The organism is Ramlibacter pallidus (assembly GCF_015070875.1).
Taxonomy (GTDB): Bacteria; Pseudomonadota; Gammaproteobacteria; order Burkholderiales; family Burkholderiaceae_C; genus Ramlibacter; species Ramlibacter pallidus.
On sequence record NZ_JADDIV010000003.1, the window covers coordinates 19,093 to 34,309 of the forward strand.

Genomic DNA, 15,217 nt, shown 5'->3' on the forward strand with positions numbered 1-15,217 from the left:
CGTGTTGCAGCCCCACGTAAGATGCGCGACAAGGAATCACATGGACCCGGTGAACGCGCACAACGCAGGCAACCTGCTGCAGCTGGTCGAACGCAGCGCCTTCCTGGGCTTCTGGCGCATGGACGTGCGGCAGGGGCAGCTGCACTGGTCCGAGCAGCTGGCGCGCCTGCATGGGGCCCCTCCGGGCTACACGCCCACCTTCGAGCACGCGCTGGACCACTACGCCGAGGAACACAAGGCCGAAGTCCAGGCGAAGGTCCGCGCGTGCCAGGAGCAGGGCACGCCCTTCGACATCGAGGTGCAGCTGCATTCGCTGCAGGGCCGGCGCATCTGGGCGCGCCTGGTGGGGCAGCCGTTGCGCGACGCATCCGGCGAGATCGTGGGCGCCGAGGGGCTGGTGCAGGAGATCGCGCCGGCCGGCTACGCTCCGGGCACCCTGCTGCGGCACACCGTCAGCATGGGCGGTGCGCTGGGCAGCGGCGAAGCGTTCGTCACGGTGGACCGCTACGGCCGCATCAGCTATGCGAACGAGCAGGCCGAGCAGCTGCTGGCCGGCGGCGGCGAAGCGCTGGTCGGGCGCAAGATCTGGAGCTTCTTCCAGAAGCGCGCGCGGCTCAAGCTCGAGGAGCGCCTCGTGCACGCGCTGGAGAAGCGCGAAGGCATCGAGCTGGAGGAGATGGACGCGCAGGTGAGCCACTGGCTCGAAGTGCGCGGCTTCCCCTTCGGTGCCGGGCTCGCGCTGCACCTGCGGGACGTCTCCGCCCGGCGGCGCGCGCAGCAGCACCTGATGCTGCTGGAAGGCAGCATCGCGCGCCTGAACGACATCGTCATCATCACGGAGGCCGCGCCGTTCCGTGCGCCGGGGCCCAGGATCGTGTTCGTCAACGAGGCCTTCGAACGCCGCACCGGCTACACGCGCCAGGAGGTGATCGGCCAGTCGCCGCGCTTCCTGCAGGGCGCCGACACCCAGCGCGCGCAGCTCGATCGCATCCGCGCCGCGCTCGAGCAGTGGGAGCGCGTCCGGGTCGACCTGATCAACTACACCAAGGCGGGCGAGCCGTACTGGGTCGACCTGGACGTGTCGCCGGTCTGGGACGACTCGCGCCGCCTCACGCACTGGGTGGCCGTCGGCCGCGACATCACCGAGCGCAAGCGCGACGAGGAGAAGATCCAGTACCTCGCCTTCTACGACCCGCTCACGCAGCTGCCGAACCGGCAGATGCTGCTGGACCGCCTGAACGAGGCCGCGGGCGAGAACGCGCACGGGCGCGACGGCGCGCTGATGTTCATCGACCTGGACAACTTCAAGGTCCTGAACGACACGCTCGGCCACCAGAAGGGCGACCTGCTGCTGCAGCAGGTGGCGCGGCGCCTGCGCAACTGCGTGGCCAAGGGCGACCTGGTCGCGCGCCTGGGCGGCGACGAGTTCGTCGTGCTGCTCGAGAACACGCCGGAGAAGCCGCTCGACCCCCTGACCGCGGCGCAGGTGGTCAGCCAGCGCATCCTGACCGCGCTGGGTGAGCCCTACGTGCTCCCCGGCTACCTGCACCACAGCACCTGCAGCATCGGCGTGACGCTGTTCGGCCGCCTGCCGTCCAGCGTGAACGAGCTCCTCAAGCAGGCCGACCTGGCCATGTACCAGGCGAAGGCGGCGGGGCGCAACGCCGTGCGGTTCTTCGACCCGGAGATGCAGGCGGTCGCCACCGCCAACGCGGCGCTCGCGTCCGACCTGCGCCAGGCGTGGCGCGACAACCACCTGAAGATCGAGTACCAGCCGCAGGTGGGCATGGACGGCGGCATGACGGGCGTGGAGGCCCTGTTGCGCTGGGAGCATCCCGTGCGCGGCACGGTGCAGCCCGACGAGTTCATCCCGACCGCCGAGGAAACCTCGCTGATCATCCCGATCGGCCACTGGGTGCTGGAAGCGGCCTGCGCGCAGCTCGCCGCCTGGGCGAAGCGGCCGGATCGGGCGCACCTCTCCATCGCGGTGAACGTCAGCGTGCGGCAGTTCCGCCATCCCGACTTCATCGATGACGTGATGTCCTGCATCCGCCGCTCGGGCATCCCGCCCGACCGCCTGAAGCTGGAACTGACCGAAAGCCTGCTGGCCAGCAACATCGATGCGGCCGTCGCCAAGATGCGCAACCTGAAGGACATGGGCGTGCGCCTGTCGGTGGACGACTTCGGCATCGGCTACTCGTCGCTGTCGTACCTGAAGCGCCTGCCCATCGACGAACTGAAGATCGACCGCGGCTTCGTGAAGGACATCCTCACCGACACCAACGACGCGGCGATCGCCGCCACCATCATCGGGCTGTGCCGCAGCCTGGGGCTGGAAGTGATCGCCGAAGGCGTGGAGACGGACGAACAGCGCGCTTACCTGGCGCGCCAGGGCTGCCACCGCTACCAGGGTTACCTGTTCTGCCGCCCGCTGCCGCTGGAGCAGCTGGAAGCCTTCATGCAGCGCCTGCCCGGAGGCGGCGGCACGGTCACACCGGAACCATCTTCAGTGGCGTCGTGACGACAGCGCGCGGCAGGCGCAGGATGATCGCCTGGCCGTTGCGCAGCAGCTCCACGTCGTGCTGCACGGCGAGGGCCTGCACTTCCACCCAGGACAGCGGCGGTTCGCCGGACTCGTGCAGCTGCGTGAAGGCGCCTTCGGGCTGCGGCTGGTATTCCACCGCGACGACCCCGTTGGTGGACGACTGTTCGGTGCGGACCACGATCTCGCCCGGGGCCGGCGCCGCATCGGCCAGCGTCAGGACGGCCGCGGCCAGCAGGAAGCGCACGGCGCTGCGGGAGACGTCGAACTCGCCGTCGCCGAACTCGGTGCGCAGGTCGAAGCCGCGGAAGTTCAGGCTGGTGGACAGCAGCCGGACCACCTCGCCGGCGCCTTCGCGCAGGGTGGTCGTGTCGTCCTCGGCCGGCTCCATCCAGGTGCAGACCTCCAGGCAGCGCGCCACCGCCTGGCGCGACAGCCGGTTGAGCTTGGAGACCGAGCCCTGCAGGTCGTCGGACGCGACGCTGCCGCGCTCCATGCGCGCGCTCAGCGCCTCGGCCATCATGCCCAGCGACTGCAGGTGCACCACCATGTCGTGCCTCAGCGGGGGCGTCAACCGGCGCAGGATGTCGTGCTGGGCGGCGCGCGCGAGGCTGCGCAGCCTTTGCGGCGACGGGTCCAGGACGGCCGGTGGCGGCGTCGCGCCGGAGGTGAGGATGGGGTCTTGGATGGCCAACACTTCGGAAGGAAAGGTTCAGGTTGGCAGCGAGTCTGGAGGGCCGCCTTCGCCGGCCTTGTCAGGGTCCCCATGCGCAGGCTGTAGGAATAGGACGGCACTGCGGCGAAGCGCCGCGGCTGCGGCGCGTGGGCTCGCGCCCGCTGCACGGACGCACGATCCCGGCCCGCCGAACGCTTGTGCTGTAATTTGCGGGACCAAGAGGTGACCCGCATTGCCTTTCCCTGACCCTTCCGAGGCGACCGCCGCCGCGCGGCTCGCCGGCCTGCTCGATTCCGCCATGGACGGGATCATCAGCGTGGACGATGCGCAGCGCATCGTGATGTACAACCGTGCCGCCGAAAGGATGTTCGGCTGGACGGCGGCCGAGGTGCTCGACCAGCCGCTGGACCTGCTGATCCCGCAGCGTTTCCGCGGCGGCCATTCGCAGCAGGTGCGCCGCTTCGGGGCCACGGGCACCACGTCGCGCCGCATGGGCGACACCACCGTGCTGTACGCGCTGCGCAAGGACGGCAGCGAATTCCCCATCGACGCCTCGATCTCGCAGCTGCATACCCCGGACGGCAAGCTTTACACCGTGATCCTGCGCGACGTGACGGAGCGCGTGAAGGCGCGGGAGGAGCTTGCCGCCTTCGCCGCGGAATCGGCCGGCGTGCGCGAACAGGAGAAGTCGCGGATCGCCCGCGAGCTGCACGACGAGCTGGCGCAGTCGCTCACGGCGCTGAAGATGGACACCATCTGGATGCGCGACCACCTGCCGGCGGCCGACGCCTCGGCGCAGGACAAGATCGCCAAGATGCTCGCCATGCTCGATGGGGCGGTCGCCTCCACCCGCAGGATCGCCGCCGACCTCCGGCCGCTGGTGCTGGACGACCTGGGGCTGGTCCCGGCCATCGAGTGGGTGGTGCAGAACTTCACGCAGCGCACCGGGGTGCCGTGCGAGCTGCTGGTGGACGAAGCGCTGGAACTCGACGAGCCCTATGCCACCGGCGTGTTCCGGATCGTGCAGGAATCGCTGACCAACGTGGCGAAGCACGCGCAGGCCACCGAGGTGGTCGTGGAGCTGCATCCCAGGGGAGAGATCCTGCTGCTGCGGGTGCAGGACAACGGCGTGGGCTTCCGCACCAGCGACCCGCGCAAGCCGCAGTCGCTGGGACTCGTCGGCCTGCGCGAACGCGCGCACCTGCTGCGCGGCGAGGTGCGCATCGACAGCAGCCCGGGCACGGGCACGCGGGTCGAGGCCCGCATCCCGATCGGGAGGGCGGCATGATCCGGATCGTGCTGGCCGACGACCATGCCATCGTCCGCGAAGGGCTCAAGCGCATCGTCGGCGACGTCGCCGACTTCGCCGTGGCCGGCGAAGCGGCCGACGGCACCGAGGTGATGCGGGTCGTGCGGGAAAAGGACTTCGACATCCTGGTGCTCGACCTGTCGATGCCCGGGCGCAGCGGCATGGAGCTGATCAAGCTGGTGAAGGCCGAAAAGCCGAAGCTGCGCATCCTCGTGCTCAGCATGCACCAGGAGATGCAGTATGCCGTCCGCGCCATCAAGTCCGGCGCCAGCGGCTACCTGACCAAGGAAAGCGCGCCGGCGCAGCTGGAGCAGGCGATCCGCAAGATCGCCGGCGGCGGCGCCTACATCAGCACCGAAGTCGCCGAGCAGCTGGCGCTCGGCGCCATGCCCGGCGCCTCGGACGCACTGCCGCACGAGAACCTGTCCGACCGCGAGTTCGAGGTGTTCCGGCTGCTCGTGGCTGGGGAGGCGGTGACCGACATCGCCGGCAAGTTGAACCTCTCGGTCAAGACGGTGAGCACGCACAAGGCCAACCTGATGCAGAAGCTCGGCCTGTCGAACCAGACCGAGCTGGTGCGGTATGCCCTGAAGAACGGGCTGGCGGACTTGGACTAGCGCCGCTACCCGTCGACCTGGATCTCCAGCACGCAATCCTTCAGCGCGTGCACGCGCATGCGGCGCCGGTCGCCCGCCTTGTAGCTCTCGCTCGCCTGCAGCATGACGTCGCGCGGATCGCCGTCATGGGTGATCCAGGCTTCGCCGCCGCGGCAGTGCACCGTGATGCGGCCCGGCGGCGCCTCGATCTCGCGGGTGCGGCCCGCCCGGACTTCGGCGGCGAACCAGCGGGTGACGCGCGGGCGCGCCGGAGCGGCGAACAGGCGCGCCATGAAGGCAGGGGCTTGGAGGGTGAGCAGCATGGGCGCTGATCATCCGCCGCGGCAACGCTGAAGAAGGCATCCGGACGTGCACCCGCGCGTGGGAGCGCGCCGGGACCGCTTGTCCTTGCACCGCCTACAGCCGCGCGGGAACGTCGTCCGATGGCGCGCGTGCCGCACGGCAAAGCCCCTCGTGCGTCGCGCGGCAGTCCTACAGGCGGCCGATCTGCCGCTCACCTAGATTGGCGCACTACGCAGGAACCTGGACCATGACGAGAAACTTCGAGGGAGTGGCGGGCCGCATCGGCCTGAAGTTGCGCGCCTGGGGCGGCGCGATCCGGCGGCATCCGGTGCGCGCTGCGGCCGCCTTGCCGCTGGCGCTGGTGCTTTACGTGGCCGCGCTCTACCCGTTCACCCCGGGCATCGGCGACATCCGAAAGGCCAAGCAGGAGTCGCCCTCGGTCGTCCTGTCCGCCGACGGCAAGGAGCTCGCCGTCTTCCGCCGCGCCAACCGCGACTGGGTGAAGCTGGAGGAGATCTCGCCCAACGTGAAGGAGGCCCTGATCTCCACCGAGGACCGGCGCTTCTACGACCACCACGGCATCGATTTCGTGCGGACCGCCAAGGCGGTGGTGAACACCCTGACCGGTGACGTCGAGGGCGGCTCCACGCTCACCCAGCAGCTGGCGCGCAACCTGTACCCCGAGGAGATCGGGCGGGAGCAGACCGTCACGCGCAAGGTGAAGGAGGCCATCACCGCGCTGAAGATCGAGGCCCTCTACAGCAAGGACGAGATCCTCGAGACCTACCTGAACTCCGTTTCGTTCCTCTACAACGCGTGGGGCATCGAGATGGCGGCGAAGACCTATTTCCAGAAGTCCGCCAGGGACCTGAACAAGCTGGAGGCGGCCACGCTGGTGGGCATGCTCAAGGGCACGAGCTACTACAACCCCGTGATCAACCCGGAGCGCGCAGTGCAGCGTCGCAACACCGTGCTGGCGATGATGGCGGAAGAGAACAAGATCAGCGGCAGCGAGCTCGAGCGCCTGAAGGCACAGCCGATGAAGCTGGACTTCGAGCGCGTGCCGGAGTTCAACGGCACGGCGCCGCACCTGACGGAGTACCTGCGCAAGTGGCTCACCGAGTGGGCCGACAAGCACGACTACAACATCTATTCCGACGGCCTCGTCGTCCGCACCACGATCGATTCGCGGCTGCAGGCGATGGCCACGCAGGCCGTGGAGCGCCAGGCGAAGAACCTGCAAGCCGTCGCGGACGTGGAGTGGAGCCGCAGCGGGCTGACCGCGCTGGGGAGCGACGCCGCGGCGTACGTCGCGCACCGCAGCAAGGTGCAGCCCTTCGAGTACTTCTGGAACAGCCGCAAGGACCTCGTGCGGTCGTGGATCAAGGACAGCGCGGAATACAAGGCGGCGCGCGAGCAGGGCCTGTCCGAGGAGGACGCGCTCAAGCAGCTACAGGCGGACGACCGCTTCATGGCCGAACTGCGCCGCCAGAAGACGATGCTTCAGGCCGGCTTCCTCGCCCTCGATCCCACCACCGGCCACATCAAGGCCTGGGTCGGCAGCCGCGACTACGCGGAGGACAAGTTCGACCACGTCCAGCAGGCCCGGCGCCAGCCCGGCTCCACCTTCAAGCCGTTCGTCTACGGCGCTGCCTTCGACATGGGCATCCCGGCCAGCGAAACGCTGATGGACGCGCCCGTCGCGATCCAGATCGACCGCAAGCAGGTGTGGCGGCCCACCGACGTGGGCGACGGTCCCACCGGCGCGCCGATGACGCTGCGTGAAGGCCTGGCCCGCTCCAAGAACACCATCACCGCGCAGCTGATGATGCGCGTCGGCCCGTCGCGCGTCGCCAGCCTCGCGCGGTCCATGGGGGTGCGCGACAGCAAGCTGGAGCCGGTGCCGTCGCTGGCGCTGGGCACCAGCCCGGTGACGCTCAAGGAGATGGTGAGCGCCTTCGGCACCATCGCCAACGGCGGCAGCTACATCGAGCCCGTCGTGGTGTCCGCCGTGGAAGACCGGGAGCGCAACGTGCTGGCGAGCTTCTCCGGCGGCGCCTCGGAGACCGCGCTGTCCAACCACGCCGCGATGACGCTGCTGGACGTGCTGCGCGGCGTCGTCGACGGCGGCACCGCGGCCGGCCTGAAGCCGCGCTTCGGCCTGACCGGCGACCTCGCCGGCAAGACGGGCACGACCCAGGACAACACCGACGGGTGGTTCATCCTGATGCATCCGCAGCTGGTGGCCGGGGCCTGGATGGGCTTCAACGACAACCGCGTGGCGATGCGCAGCGAATACTGGGGGCAGGGCGGCCACAACGCGCTGTTCGTGGTCGGCGACTTCATGCAGCAATCCACGAAGGCGGGGCTGGTGGACAGCAAGGCCGCCTTCGCCGCGCCGCGCATGAAGGATCTCGACCAGCCGCTGGTGGACCGCATGGGCGACTGGTGGAACAGCGTGTTCAGCACGCCGCCGTCCGCGGCCGAAGTCGCCGCCACGCAGCCGGTGCAGCTGCCCGCGCTGCCGCCGGTGAACCTGGAGCCGCCGCAGCTGGAACCGCCGCCGATGGCCATGGCACCGCGCCCGCTGCCGCCCTTGCCCGGCCCTGCGGTCACCCCGGACGCGCCGGTGATCGTCGAACCGCAGCGCGTGCCCGCCTTCCCCCGACCGCTGGAATCCACCCGCGCGAACGAATCGGCCCGCGTGCTCGAACCGACGCGGCCGATGGACAGCATCCCGGGCACGCAGGTCTACCGGGTGCCGGAAGCCACCGCCCGGATGCCGGATCCTTCCGTCCCGGCGGACGTCGTGCGGGCACCCGCCACCACCACCCGGGTCCTGCCTTCCACGAGCGCCGGCGCGACGGCGTCCTCGACGCCTGCCGTGCCATCCGCCACGTCGTCGATGGGCGCGGCCGGCGGCAGCGCGCCGCCGGCCACCGCCCCGTCCCCGGCCAGTGACGGCCCAGCCGTGGCGCCGGTCGGGCAGGCCACCGGCAGCGTGTCGGCTCCGGCGGAGTGACGTCCTCGCTGCTGCCATGAAAAAAGCGGCCCAAGGGGGCCGCTTTCCGTGGGCGCGGCGGTCAGCGGCGCGACGCGCGGGTCGAACGCTCCAGGTCGCGCTCACGCAGTTCGCGTTCGTCGTGGCGCACCACTTCCTTGGCGTCGCCCAGGCCCTGCTGCAGCTTGCCCTTGGCTTCGCGCGCGTGGCCCTTGGCCGTCAGGCTGCTGTCGCCCGTCAGGCGGCCCACCTGCTGCTTCACCTCGCCGGTGACGCGGTTCGTCATGCCCTTGACCTGGTGCTTGTTCATGCGTGCTCTCCTTGGATGGGTTGGATGCTTCCCATCTTGGGACGCCCCGCGTGCGCTCCCAGCGGCGAAGGGCCGGGATGGCCGTGCTCCGGCTCCTACACGGCCGCGCAGGGGTGGCACTAGAAGCTGCCGCCGGGCTGCGCCAGGATCGCCTTCAGGCGCTGCGTGTCCACGATGCGCACGTGCCGCTGGTGCACCTCGATCATCCCCTCCTCGGCGAACCGGGAGAACGTGCGGCTCACCGTTTCCAGCTTGAGCCCGAGGTAGCTTCCGATCTCCTGGCGCGTCATGCGAAGGACGAGCTCCGAGCGCGAGAACCCGCGGGCCTGCAGCCGCTGCACCAGGTTCAGCAGGAAGGCGGCCAGGCGCTCCTCCGCGCGCATCGTGCCGAGCAGCAGCATGACGCCGTGTTCGCGCACGATCTCGCGGCTCATCACCCGGTGCAGGTGGTGCTGCAGGGCGCCGACTTCGCGCGACAGCTCGCCGATGCGGTCGAAGGGCATGACGCAGACCTCGGAATCCTCCAGCGCGACGGCGTCGCAGGTGTGCTGGTCGTTCACGATGCCGTCCAGGCCGACGATCTCGCCCGCCATCTGGAAGCCCGTCACCTGGTCGCGTCCGTCCTCGGCCACCACGCAGGTCTTGAACACCCCCGTGCGGATGGCGTAGAGGGCGTGGAACTTCTCGCCGCTGCGGAACAGGGCGGTCTTGCGCTTGACCTTGCGGCGCGCGCTGATGACGTCGTCGATGCGCGCCATCTCGTCGTCGGACAGCCCCATCGGCATGCAGAGTTCGCGCAGGCTGCAGTTGGAGCAGGCGACCTTGATGCTTTCGCGGTCCGGCCGGCCGGCGGGGGGAGGGTTGCTCATGTTCGGGATCCGTCGCAGGGCGGCGCCCTGACCTGCGTCAAATTGTCCCGGGCACAGGCGGCACGCGATTGATGCATGTCAATCGGGCCCGCCCTCGCCGCGGGCACAGTCGGGGACATCGAGCGGAACCACCATGACTGCATCCCCCATCTCCTCCGACCTGCTGCGCAAGTACGACGTGCCGGGCCCGCGCTACACCTCGTACCCGACCGCCGACCGCTTCGTCGAGGCCTTCGGCCAGGCCGACTACCTGCAGGCGCTGACGCAGCGGCGGGAAGGTCCCTCGGCGATGGCGCTCCCGCTGTCCCTGTACGTGCACATCCCGTTCTGCGAGTCGCTCTGCTACTACTGCGCCTGCAACAAGATCATCACGAAGCACAAGAACCGGGCGGCCAGCTACCTGCGCTACCTCAGCCGCGAGGTGGAACTGCACACCGAGGTGCTCGGGCCGAACCAGCCGGTCAGCCAGCTGCACCTGGGCGGCGGCACGCCGACCTTCCTGTCCGACGCCGAACTCGGCGAGCTCATGGCCATGCTGCGCCGCAGTTTCGCCGTCGCGCCCGGCGCGGAATGCTCGATCGAGATCGACCCGCGCACGGTGGATGCGACGCGGCTGCAGGCGCTGGCCGACCTCGGCTTCAACCGCATCAGCTTCGGCGTGCAGGACTTCGACCCGGACGTGCAGAAGGCGGTGCACCGCGTGCAGCCGTACGCGCAGGTCGCCGCGCTCATGGAGGATGCCCGCCGCATCGGCTTCGACTCCATCAACGTGGACCTGATCTACGGCCTGCCGAAGCAGACCCCCGAATCCTTCGCCCGCACCCTGCAGCAGGTCGCCCAGCTGCGCCCGGACCGCATCGCCCTCTATGGCTACGCCCACCTGCCGGAGCGCTTCAAGCCGCAGCGGCGCATCCTGACGGCCGAACTGCCGGGGGGCGGGGCCAAGGTGGCCATGCTGTCGCAGGCCCTGGCTGCGTTCCTGAGCGCGGGCTACGTCTACATCGGCATGGACCATTTCGCGCTGCCGGGCGACGCGCTCGCGATCGCGAAGCGGCAGGGCCGCCTGCACCGGAACTTCCAGGGCTACAGCACGCAGGCCGACTGCGACCTGATCGGCCTGGGCGTGTCCGCCATCGGCAAGGTGGGCGCGACGTACAGCCAGAACGCCAAGACGCTGGAGGAGTACTGCGACCTCCTGGACCAGGGCAGGCTGCCGGTGAACCGCGGGCTCGCGCTCTCGCGCGACGACCTGGCGCGCCGGGCCGTGATCATGGCGCTGATGTGCCAGGGCCAGGTGGTGTTCGAGTCGATCGAGCTGGCCTGGCTGCTGGACTTCCGCAGCTACTTCGCCGCGGAAATGGAGCAGATGCGCGAGCTCGAGGCGCAGGGGATGGTCGCCGTCGACGACACCGGTATCCAGGTGACGGCGCAGGGCTGGTTCTTCGTCCGCGCCGTGGCGATGAAGTTCGACAAGTACCTGCAGGCCGACCGCAACCGGGCGCGCTTCTCCCGGATCATCTGACGTGGCCCTCACGCTGACGCTGGCCTCCACCGCCTTCCTCATGGGACTGGCAGGGGGGCCGCATTGCCTGGCGATGTGCGGCGCCGCGTGCGGCGGCGTGGTCCGCGGCGCGGGCGTGCCGCCGGTGCGCGGGATGTGGAGCTTCCAGGGCGGCCGCCTGCTCGGCTACGCCGCCGCCGGTGCCGCCGCCGGTGCCGCGGTGCAAAGTTTCGCGTGGCTGTCGCAGCAGACGTCCGCGCTGCGGCCCGCCTGGACGCTGTTCCACCTGGCCGTGCTGGCCTGGGGCCTGATGCTGCTGGCGCAGGCGCGCCAGCCTGCCTGGGTGGAGCACGCCGGCCGCACCGTGTGGAGCCGTGTGCGGCCCCTCGCGCAGAAGCGCGGCGGCTTGGTGGCGACGGGCGCCTTGTGGACCTTCATGCCCTGCGGGCTGCTGTATTCGGCCCTGCTGGTCGCGTCGCTCTCCGGAGGCCCGCTCGAAGGCGCCGCCGCCATGGCGCTGTTCGCCGTCGGCAGCGGGATCTCGCTGGGGCTGGGACCCGCGGCGCTGCGCCGGCTGCAGTTGCTGGGCAATCGCCTGCGCAAGGATTCCGGCACCCGCATCGCCGGCGCCCTGCTGGCCGCGACCGCCGCCTGGGCGCTGTGGATGGACGTGGCCCATCGCGTCGCGGTGTGGTGCGGGCTGGCCTGAGCCGGCCTGCGCGCATATCCAACCCGCGCCGGTACGGCTGTGCCACGATGCGGGCATGAAGCTCCTGCTCGCGGCGTTCGCCTTCCTCCACGGCGTGATCGCCATCCTCTTCGCCTGCGCCGCGCTCGCCCTGCTGGGCCTCGCCGTGCAGGTGGGCTGGTCGGCGCTCGCCAACGACTTCGGTCCGGGCGCCGCGCAGAAGATGATCGAGGCGGTGGGCCTGCTGGCGGCGGCCGTGCTGGCGCTGCAGATCTCCCAGACCATCGTCGAGGAGGAGATCGTCCGCGGCGCGCACAGCAGCACGCCCACCCGCGTGCGCCGCTTCCTTTCGCGCTTCTTCGTCGTGGTGACCGTGGCACTGGCCATCGAAGGCCTGGTGGCGACGTTCCACGCCGTGCACGAGGACCTGACCCAGCTGCTGTACGCCGCGGCGCTGCTGGCCGGCACCGCCAGCCTGGTCGCCGCCTGGGGCCTGTTCGTCTGGTTCAACCGTGCCGCCGAGGACGTGGAGCCCGAGGGCATGCGCGAGGTGAAGAGGGAGGACGAGAAGCTGCGCGACTGAGGCGGCACGGCGACGCGCTATGCTCGCCCGCATGCCTTCCCTGGAGCTTCGCGTCCCGCCGGTGGCGCAAGTCCTCGTCGCGGCGGTCCTCATGGGGCTGCTGGCGCGGGCCTTTCCCACGGGCCCCCTCGTGTTCACGCCACCGTATGCGCTGGCCGGCGCGCTGGCGGGCCTCGGATGCGCGATCGCCGTGGCCGGCGTGCTCGCCTTCCGCCGCGCCCGCACGACGGTGAACCCGATGACCCCCGGTGCCTCGTCGGCGGTGGTCTCGACCGGCATCTACGGCCTGACGCGCAACCCGATGTACCTGGGTTTCCTCCTCGCGCTGCTGGGATGGGCGCTGGCCCTGGGGCACGGGCTGGCCCTGTTGCCGGTGGCCGGGTTCGTGGCGTGGATGACGCGCTTCCAGATCGTCCCGGAAGAGCGCGCGCTGCGGGAGAAGTTCGGCGAGGGGTACGAGCACTACCTGCGGCGGGTGCGCAGGTGGATCTGATCCGCCGGCTTCGCACCTGAGGCGTGGAGTACGCCTTCGTCCTCGTGCTGGGCCTGTTCGCGGGCACGCTGGGCGGCGTGGTCGGCACCGGTTCGTCGCTGGTGCTGATGCCGGTGCTGGTCGTGATGTTCGGCCCGCGCGAGGCGGTGCCGATCATGGCGATCGCCGCGCTGCTCGGGAACCTCGGCCGCGTCGTCGCCTGGTGGGACGCCATCCGCTGGAAGGCCTGCGCCGCCTGGTGCGCGACGGCGGTGCCCGGGGCCATGCTCGGCGCGCGCCTGCTGCTGGCGATCCCGCCGGGGGCGGCGGAGCTCGCGCTGGGCGTCTTCTTCCTGGCCCTCATCCCGCTGCGGCACTGGCTCGCCCGCCGGGATTTCACGTTGTCGCTGGCGCACCTGGCCCTGCTGGGCGGGCCGCTGGGACTCGTCACCGGGCTGGTGGTCTCCACGGGGCCGCTCACCGTCCCGCTTTTCGCCTTCCACGGACTCGGCCAGGGGGCGCTGCTGGGCACCGAGGCTGCTGCTTCCATCGGCATGTACGGCGCGAAGGTGGGCACCTTCGGCGCCCTCGATGCATTGCCGCGGGACGTGGTGTGGCAGGGACTGCTCGTGGGCACCACGCTGATGGCGGGATCCTTCATCGGCCGCCGCATCGTGCTGGCGCTGACGCCGGGCGCGTTCCGCCTGCTCGTGGACGCGCTGATGCTCTGTTCCGGCCTCGCGCTGCTCTGGGCGGCCTGGCGCTAGCTGTCGCTGCCGCGACCGCGCGTCCCGGCGACGACAGCCGCCGCGCCTGGTCCGGCCTAGATTGCCTCGGCACAAGGAGATTCGCATGGCACCGCAAGACGACCCCCTGGCCCTCATCCGCGGCATCAACGCGAGCGCCGCCTTCAACCGCTGGTGCGGCATCGAGGTCCTGTCGGCGGGGGAGGGCCGCGCCGAGATCGCGCTGGCGTGGCGTCCGGACCTGGGGCAGTACGCGGGCTTCCTGCACGCGGCGATCCTCGGCGGCCTCGTCGACACGGCCTGCGGCTTCGCCGCGGCGACGGTGGTCGGCCGCGTGCTGGCCTCGCATTACGCGGTGAACTGCCTGCGCCCGGCCGTCGGCGAACGGTTCATCGCGCGCGGCCGCGTGGTCAAGCCGGGGCGCACGCAGGTGTTCACGGCCTGCGAGCTGTTCGCGGTGAAGGACGGGCGCGAAACGCTGGTGGCGACCGGCGAGACGCTGCTGACCCCGGTTCCAGGCTAGCTGAGCGTCGCGGTGCGGCGGCGATACCACACAGGATTGCATGCCCCTCCTACATCCGTGTTCCCATGGCGGCGGGACCATGGCAGCACCTCTACCATGGGACATCCGCATGCCTGAGACGAAGCTGGAGGCCGCCCCCACCGCCATGACCGACGCCGCGCGCAAGCCCGATGCGATTCCCAAGCCGCCCCTGGATGCGCGCCTGACCGAGCAGCGCAACCCGCGCAGCATGCGCATCGACCAGCTGTCGACGCTGGAGATCGTCGACCTGATCAACGCGGAGGATCGCCTGGTCGCCGCCGCCGTCAGCGACGAGCGCGAAGCGATCGCGCGCGCCATCGACCTCGTGGTGGACTGCCTGCGGCAGGGCGGCCGCCTGCTCTACGTCGGCGCCGGCACGTCGGGCCGGCTGGGCGTGCTCGATGCCTCCGAGATGCCGCCGACCTACCGCACGGACCCCGACATGGTGCAGGGCGTGATGGCCGGGGGCTTCGAGGCGCTGCTGCGGGCGCAGGAGGGCGCCGAGGACCATCCGGAGGACGGCGCGGCCGCCATGGACGGTCGCAGCGTGGGGCCGCAGGATTTCGTGCTGGGCATCGCGGCGTCCGGCACCACGCCCTACGTGCACGGCGCGCTGAAGCGCGCGCGGGAGTTGGGCGCGCGCACCGGTTTCCTGCTGTGCACCTACCCCACCGAGGACCTGCTGCGCACGCACGACGTGGTCATCGCACCCTTGGTCGGCCCCGAGGTGATCACCGGCTCGACCCGCATGAAGGCCGGCACGGCGACCAAGATGGTGCTCAACACGATCAGCACCAGCAGCATGGTCAAGCTCGGCAAGGTGTACGGCAACCTGATGGTGGACCTGCAGGTCACCTGCCAGAAGCTGCAGGACCGCGGCGAACGCATCCTGATGGATACCCTCGCCGTTCCGCGCGAGGAGGCCGAACGCCTGCTCGATGCGGCCGGCGGCCATGTGAAGACGGCCATCGTGATGGGCCGCCTGGGCCTGGACGCGGCGGCGGCCCGCCGCCGGCTGCAGGAGAAGGGGGGCGCCATCGCCGCCCTCGTTGGTAAGCCAAAGTAACTCACTTTGTG

At 70.4% G+C, this 15,217-nt stretch carries 15 protein-coding genes; 11 read left to right on the top strand and 4 right to left on the bottom strand.

Annotated elements, in window-relative coordinates; translation table 11 throughout:
- Positions 1-40 precede the first annotated feature (40 nt).
- Positions 41-2,521, top strand: a complete 2,481-nt coding sequence (locus IM787_RS09280) for a sensor domain-containing protein (RefSeq protein ID WP_193676400.1) — start codon at positions 41-43, stop codon at positions 2,519-2,521.
- Here IM787_RS09280 and IM787_RS09285 read toward each other — a convergent pair.
- Entirely contained in the window at positions 2,490-3,239 is a 750-nt protein-coding gene (locus IM787_RS09285) for a hypothetical protein (RefSeq protein ID WP_193676401.1), read from the bottom strand. The two genes, IM787_RS09280 and IM787_RS09285, sit on opposite strands and share 32 nt — an antisense overlap.
- A gap of 211 nt (positions 3,240-3,450) precedes the next feature.
- On the opposite strand from IM787_RS09285, the gene IM787_RS09290 reads away from it, so the two are divergent.
- A complete protein-coding gene (locus IM787_RS09290; protein WP_227494249.1) occupies positions 3,451-4,506 on the top strand; it encodes a PAS domain-containing sensor histidine kinase in 1,056 nt (351 codons plus the stop codon).
- On the top strand, positions 4,503-5,144 hold the full coding sequence (locus IM787_RS09295; protein WP_193676402.1) for a response regulator: 642 nt from the start codon (positions 4,503-4,505) through the stop codon (positions 5,142-5,144). The genes IM787_RS09290 and IM787_RS09295 overlap by 4 nt, the downstream gene beginning before the upstream one ends.
- A gap of 5 nt (positions 5,145-5,149) precedes the next feature.
- On the opposite strand, the gene IM787_RS09300 is transcribed toward IM787_RS09295, so the two are convergent.
- Positions 5,150-5,446: a DUF2917 domain-containing protein gene (locus IM787_RS09300; protein WP_193676403.1), complete on the bottom strand. Its 297-nt coding sequence runs from the start codon at positions 5,444-5,446 to the stop codon at positions 5,150-5,152.
- Positions 5,447-5,673: 227 nt separating this feature from the next.
- On the opposite strand from IM787_RS09300, the gene IM787_RS09305 reads away from it, so the two are divergent.
- Positions 5,674-8,448: a transglycosylase domain-containing protein gene (locus IM787_RS09305; protein ID WP_193676404.1), complete on the top strand. Its 2,775-nt coding sequence runs from the start codon at positions 5,674-5,676 to the stop codon at positions 8,446-8,448.
- A 61-nt stretch (positions 8,449-8,509) separates the two neighbouring features.
- On the opposite strand, the gene IM787_RS09310 is transcribed toward IM787_RS09305, so the two are convergent.
- Positions 8,510-8,737, bottom strand: a complete 228-nt coding sequence (locus tag IM787_RS09310) for a CsbD family protein (protein WP_193676405.1) — start codon at positions 8,735-8,737, stop codon at positions 8,510-8,512.
- A gap of 119 nt (positions 8,738-8,856) precedes the next feature.
- Positions 8,857-9,606, bottom strand: coding sequence for a fumarate/nitrate reduction transcriptional regulator Fnr (gene fnr / locus IM787_RS09315; RefSeq protein ID WP_193676406.1), 750 nt, complete (start codon positions 9,604-9,606; stop codon positions 8,857-8,859).
- Between the two features lie 133 nt (positions 9,607-9,739).
- Between fnr and hemN the strand changes: the two genes are divergently transcribed.
- The 7 genes from hemN (at position 9,740) to murQ (ending at position 15,206) form a co-directional block, all read left to right on the top strand.
- Entirely contained in the window at positions 9,740-11,128 is a 1,389-nt protein-coding gene (hemN, locus tag IM787_RS09320) for an oxygen-independent coproporphyrinogen III oxidase (RefSeq protein ID WP_193676407.1), read from the top strand.
- 40 nt (positions 11,129-11,168) lie between these two features.
- The gene (locus IM787_RS09325; protein ID WP_193677082.1) at positions 11,169-11,816 is read left to right on the top strand and encodes a sulfite exporter TauE/SafE family protein; all 648 of its coding nucleotides are present in this window, start codon (positions 11,169-11,171) and stop codon (positions 11,814-11,816) included.
- A 55-nt stretch (positions 11,817-11,871) separates the two neighbouring features.
- Positions 11,872-12,378, top strand: coding sequence for a hypothetical protein (locus IM787_RS09330; RefSeq protein ID WP_193676408.1), 507 nt, complete (start codon positions 11,872-11,874; stop codon positions 12,376-12,378).
- Positions 12,379-12,409: 31 nt separating this feature from the next.
- A complete protein-coding gene (locus tag IM787_RS09335) occupies positions 12,410-12,871 on the top strand; it encodes a methyltransferase family protein (protein ID WP_193676409.1) in 462 nt (153 codons plus the stop codon).
- 23 nt (positions 12,872-12,894) lie between these two features.
- Positions 12,895-13,617, top strand: a complete 723-nt coding sequence (locus IM787_RS09340; RefSeq protein WP_193676410.1) for a TSUP family transporter — start codon at positions 12,895-12,897, stop codon at positions 13,615-13,617.
- An 85-nt stretch (positions 13,618-13,702) separates the two neighbouring features.
- Positions 13,703-14,119: a PaaI family thioesterase gene (locus IM787_RS09345; protein ID WP_193676411.1), complete on the top strand. Its 417-nt coding sequence runs from the start codon at positions 13,703-13,705 to the stop codon at positions 14,117-14,119.
- A gap of 109 nt (positions 14,120-14,228) precedes the next feature.
- A complete protein-coding gene (murQ, locus tag IM787_RS09350; protein ID WP_227494250.1) occupies positions 14,229-15,206 on the top strand; it encodes an N-acetylmuramic acid 6-phosphate etherase in 978 nt (325 codons plus the stop codon).
- Positions 15,207-15,217 lie beyond the last annotated feature (11 nt).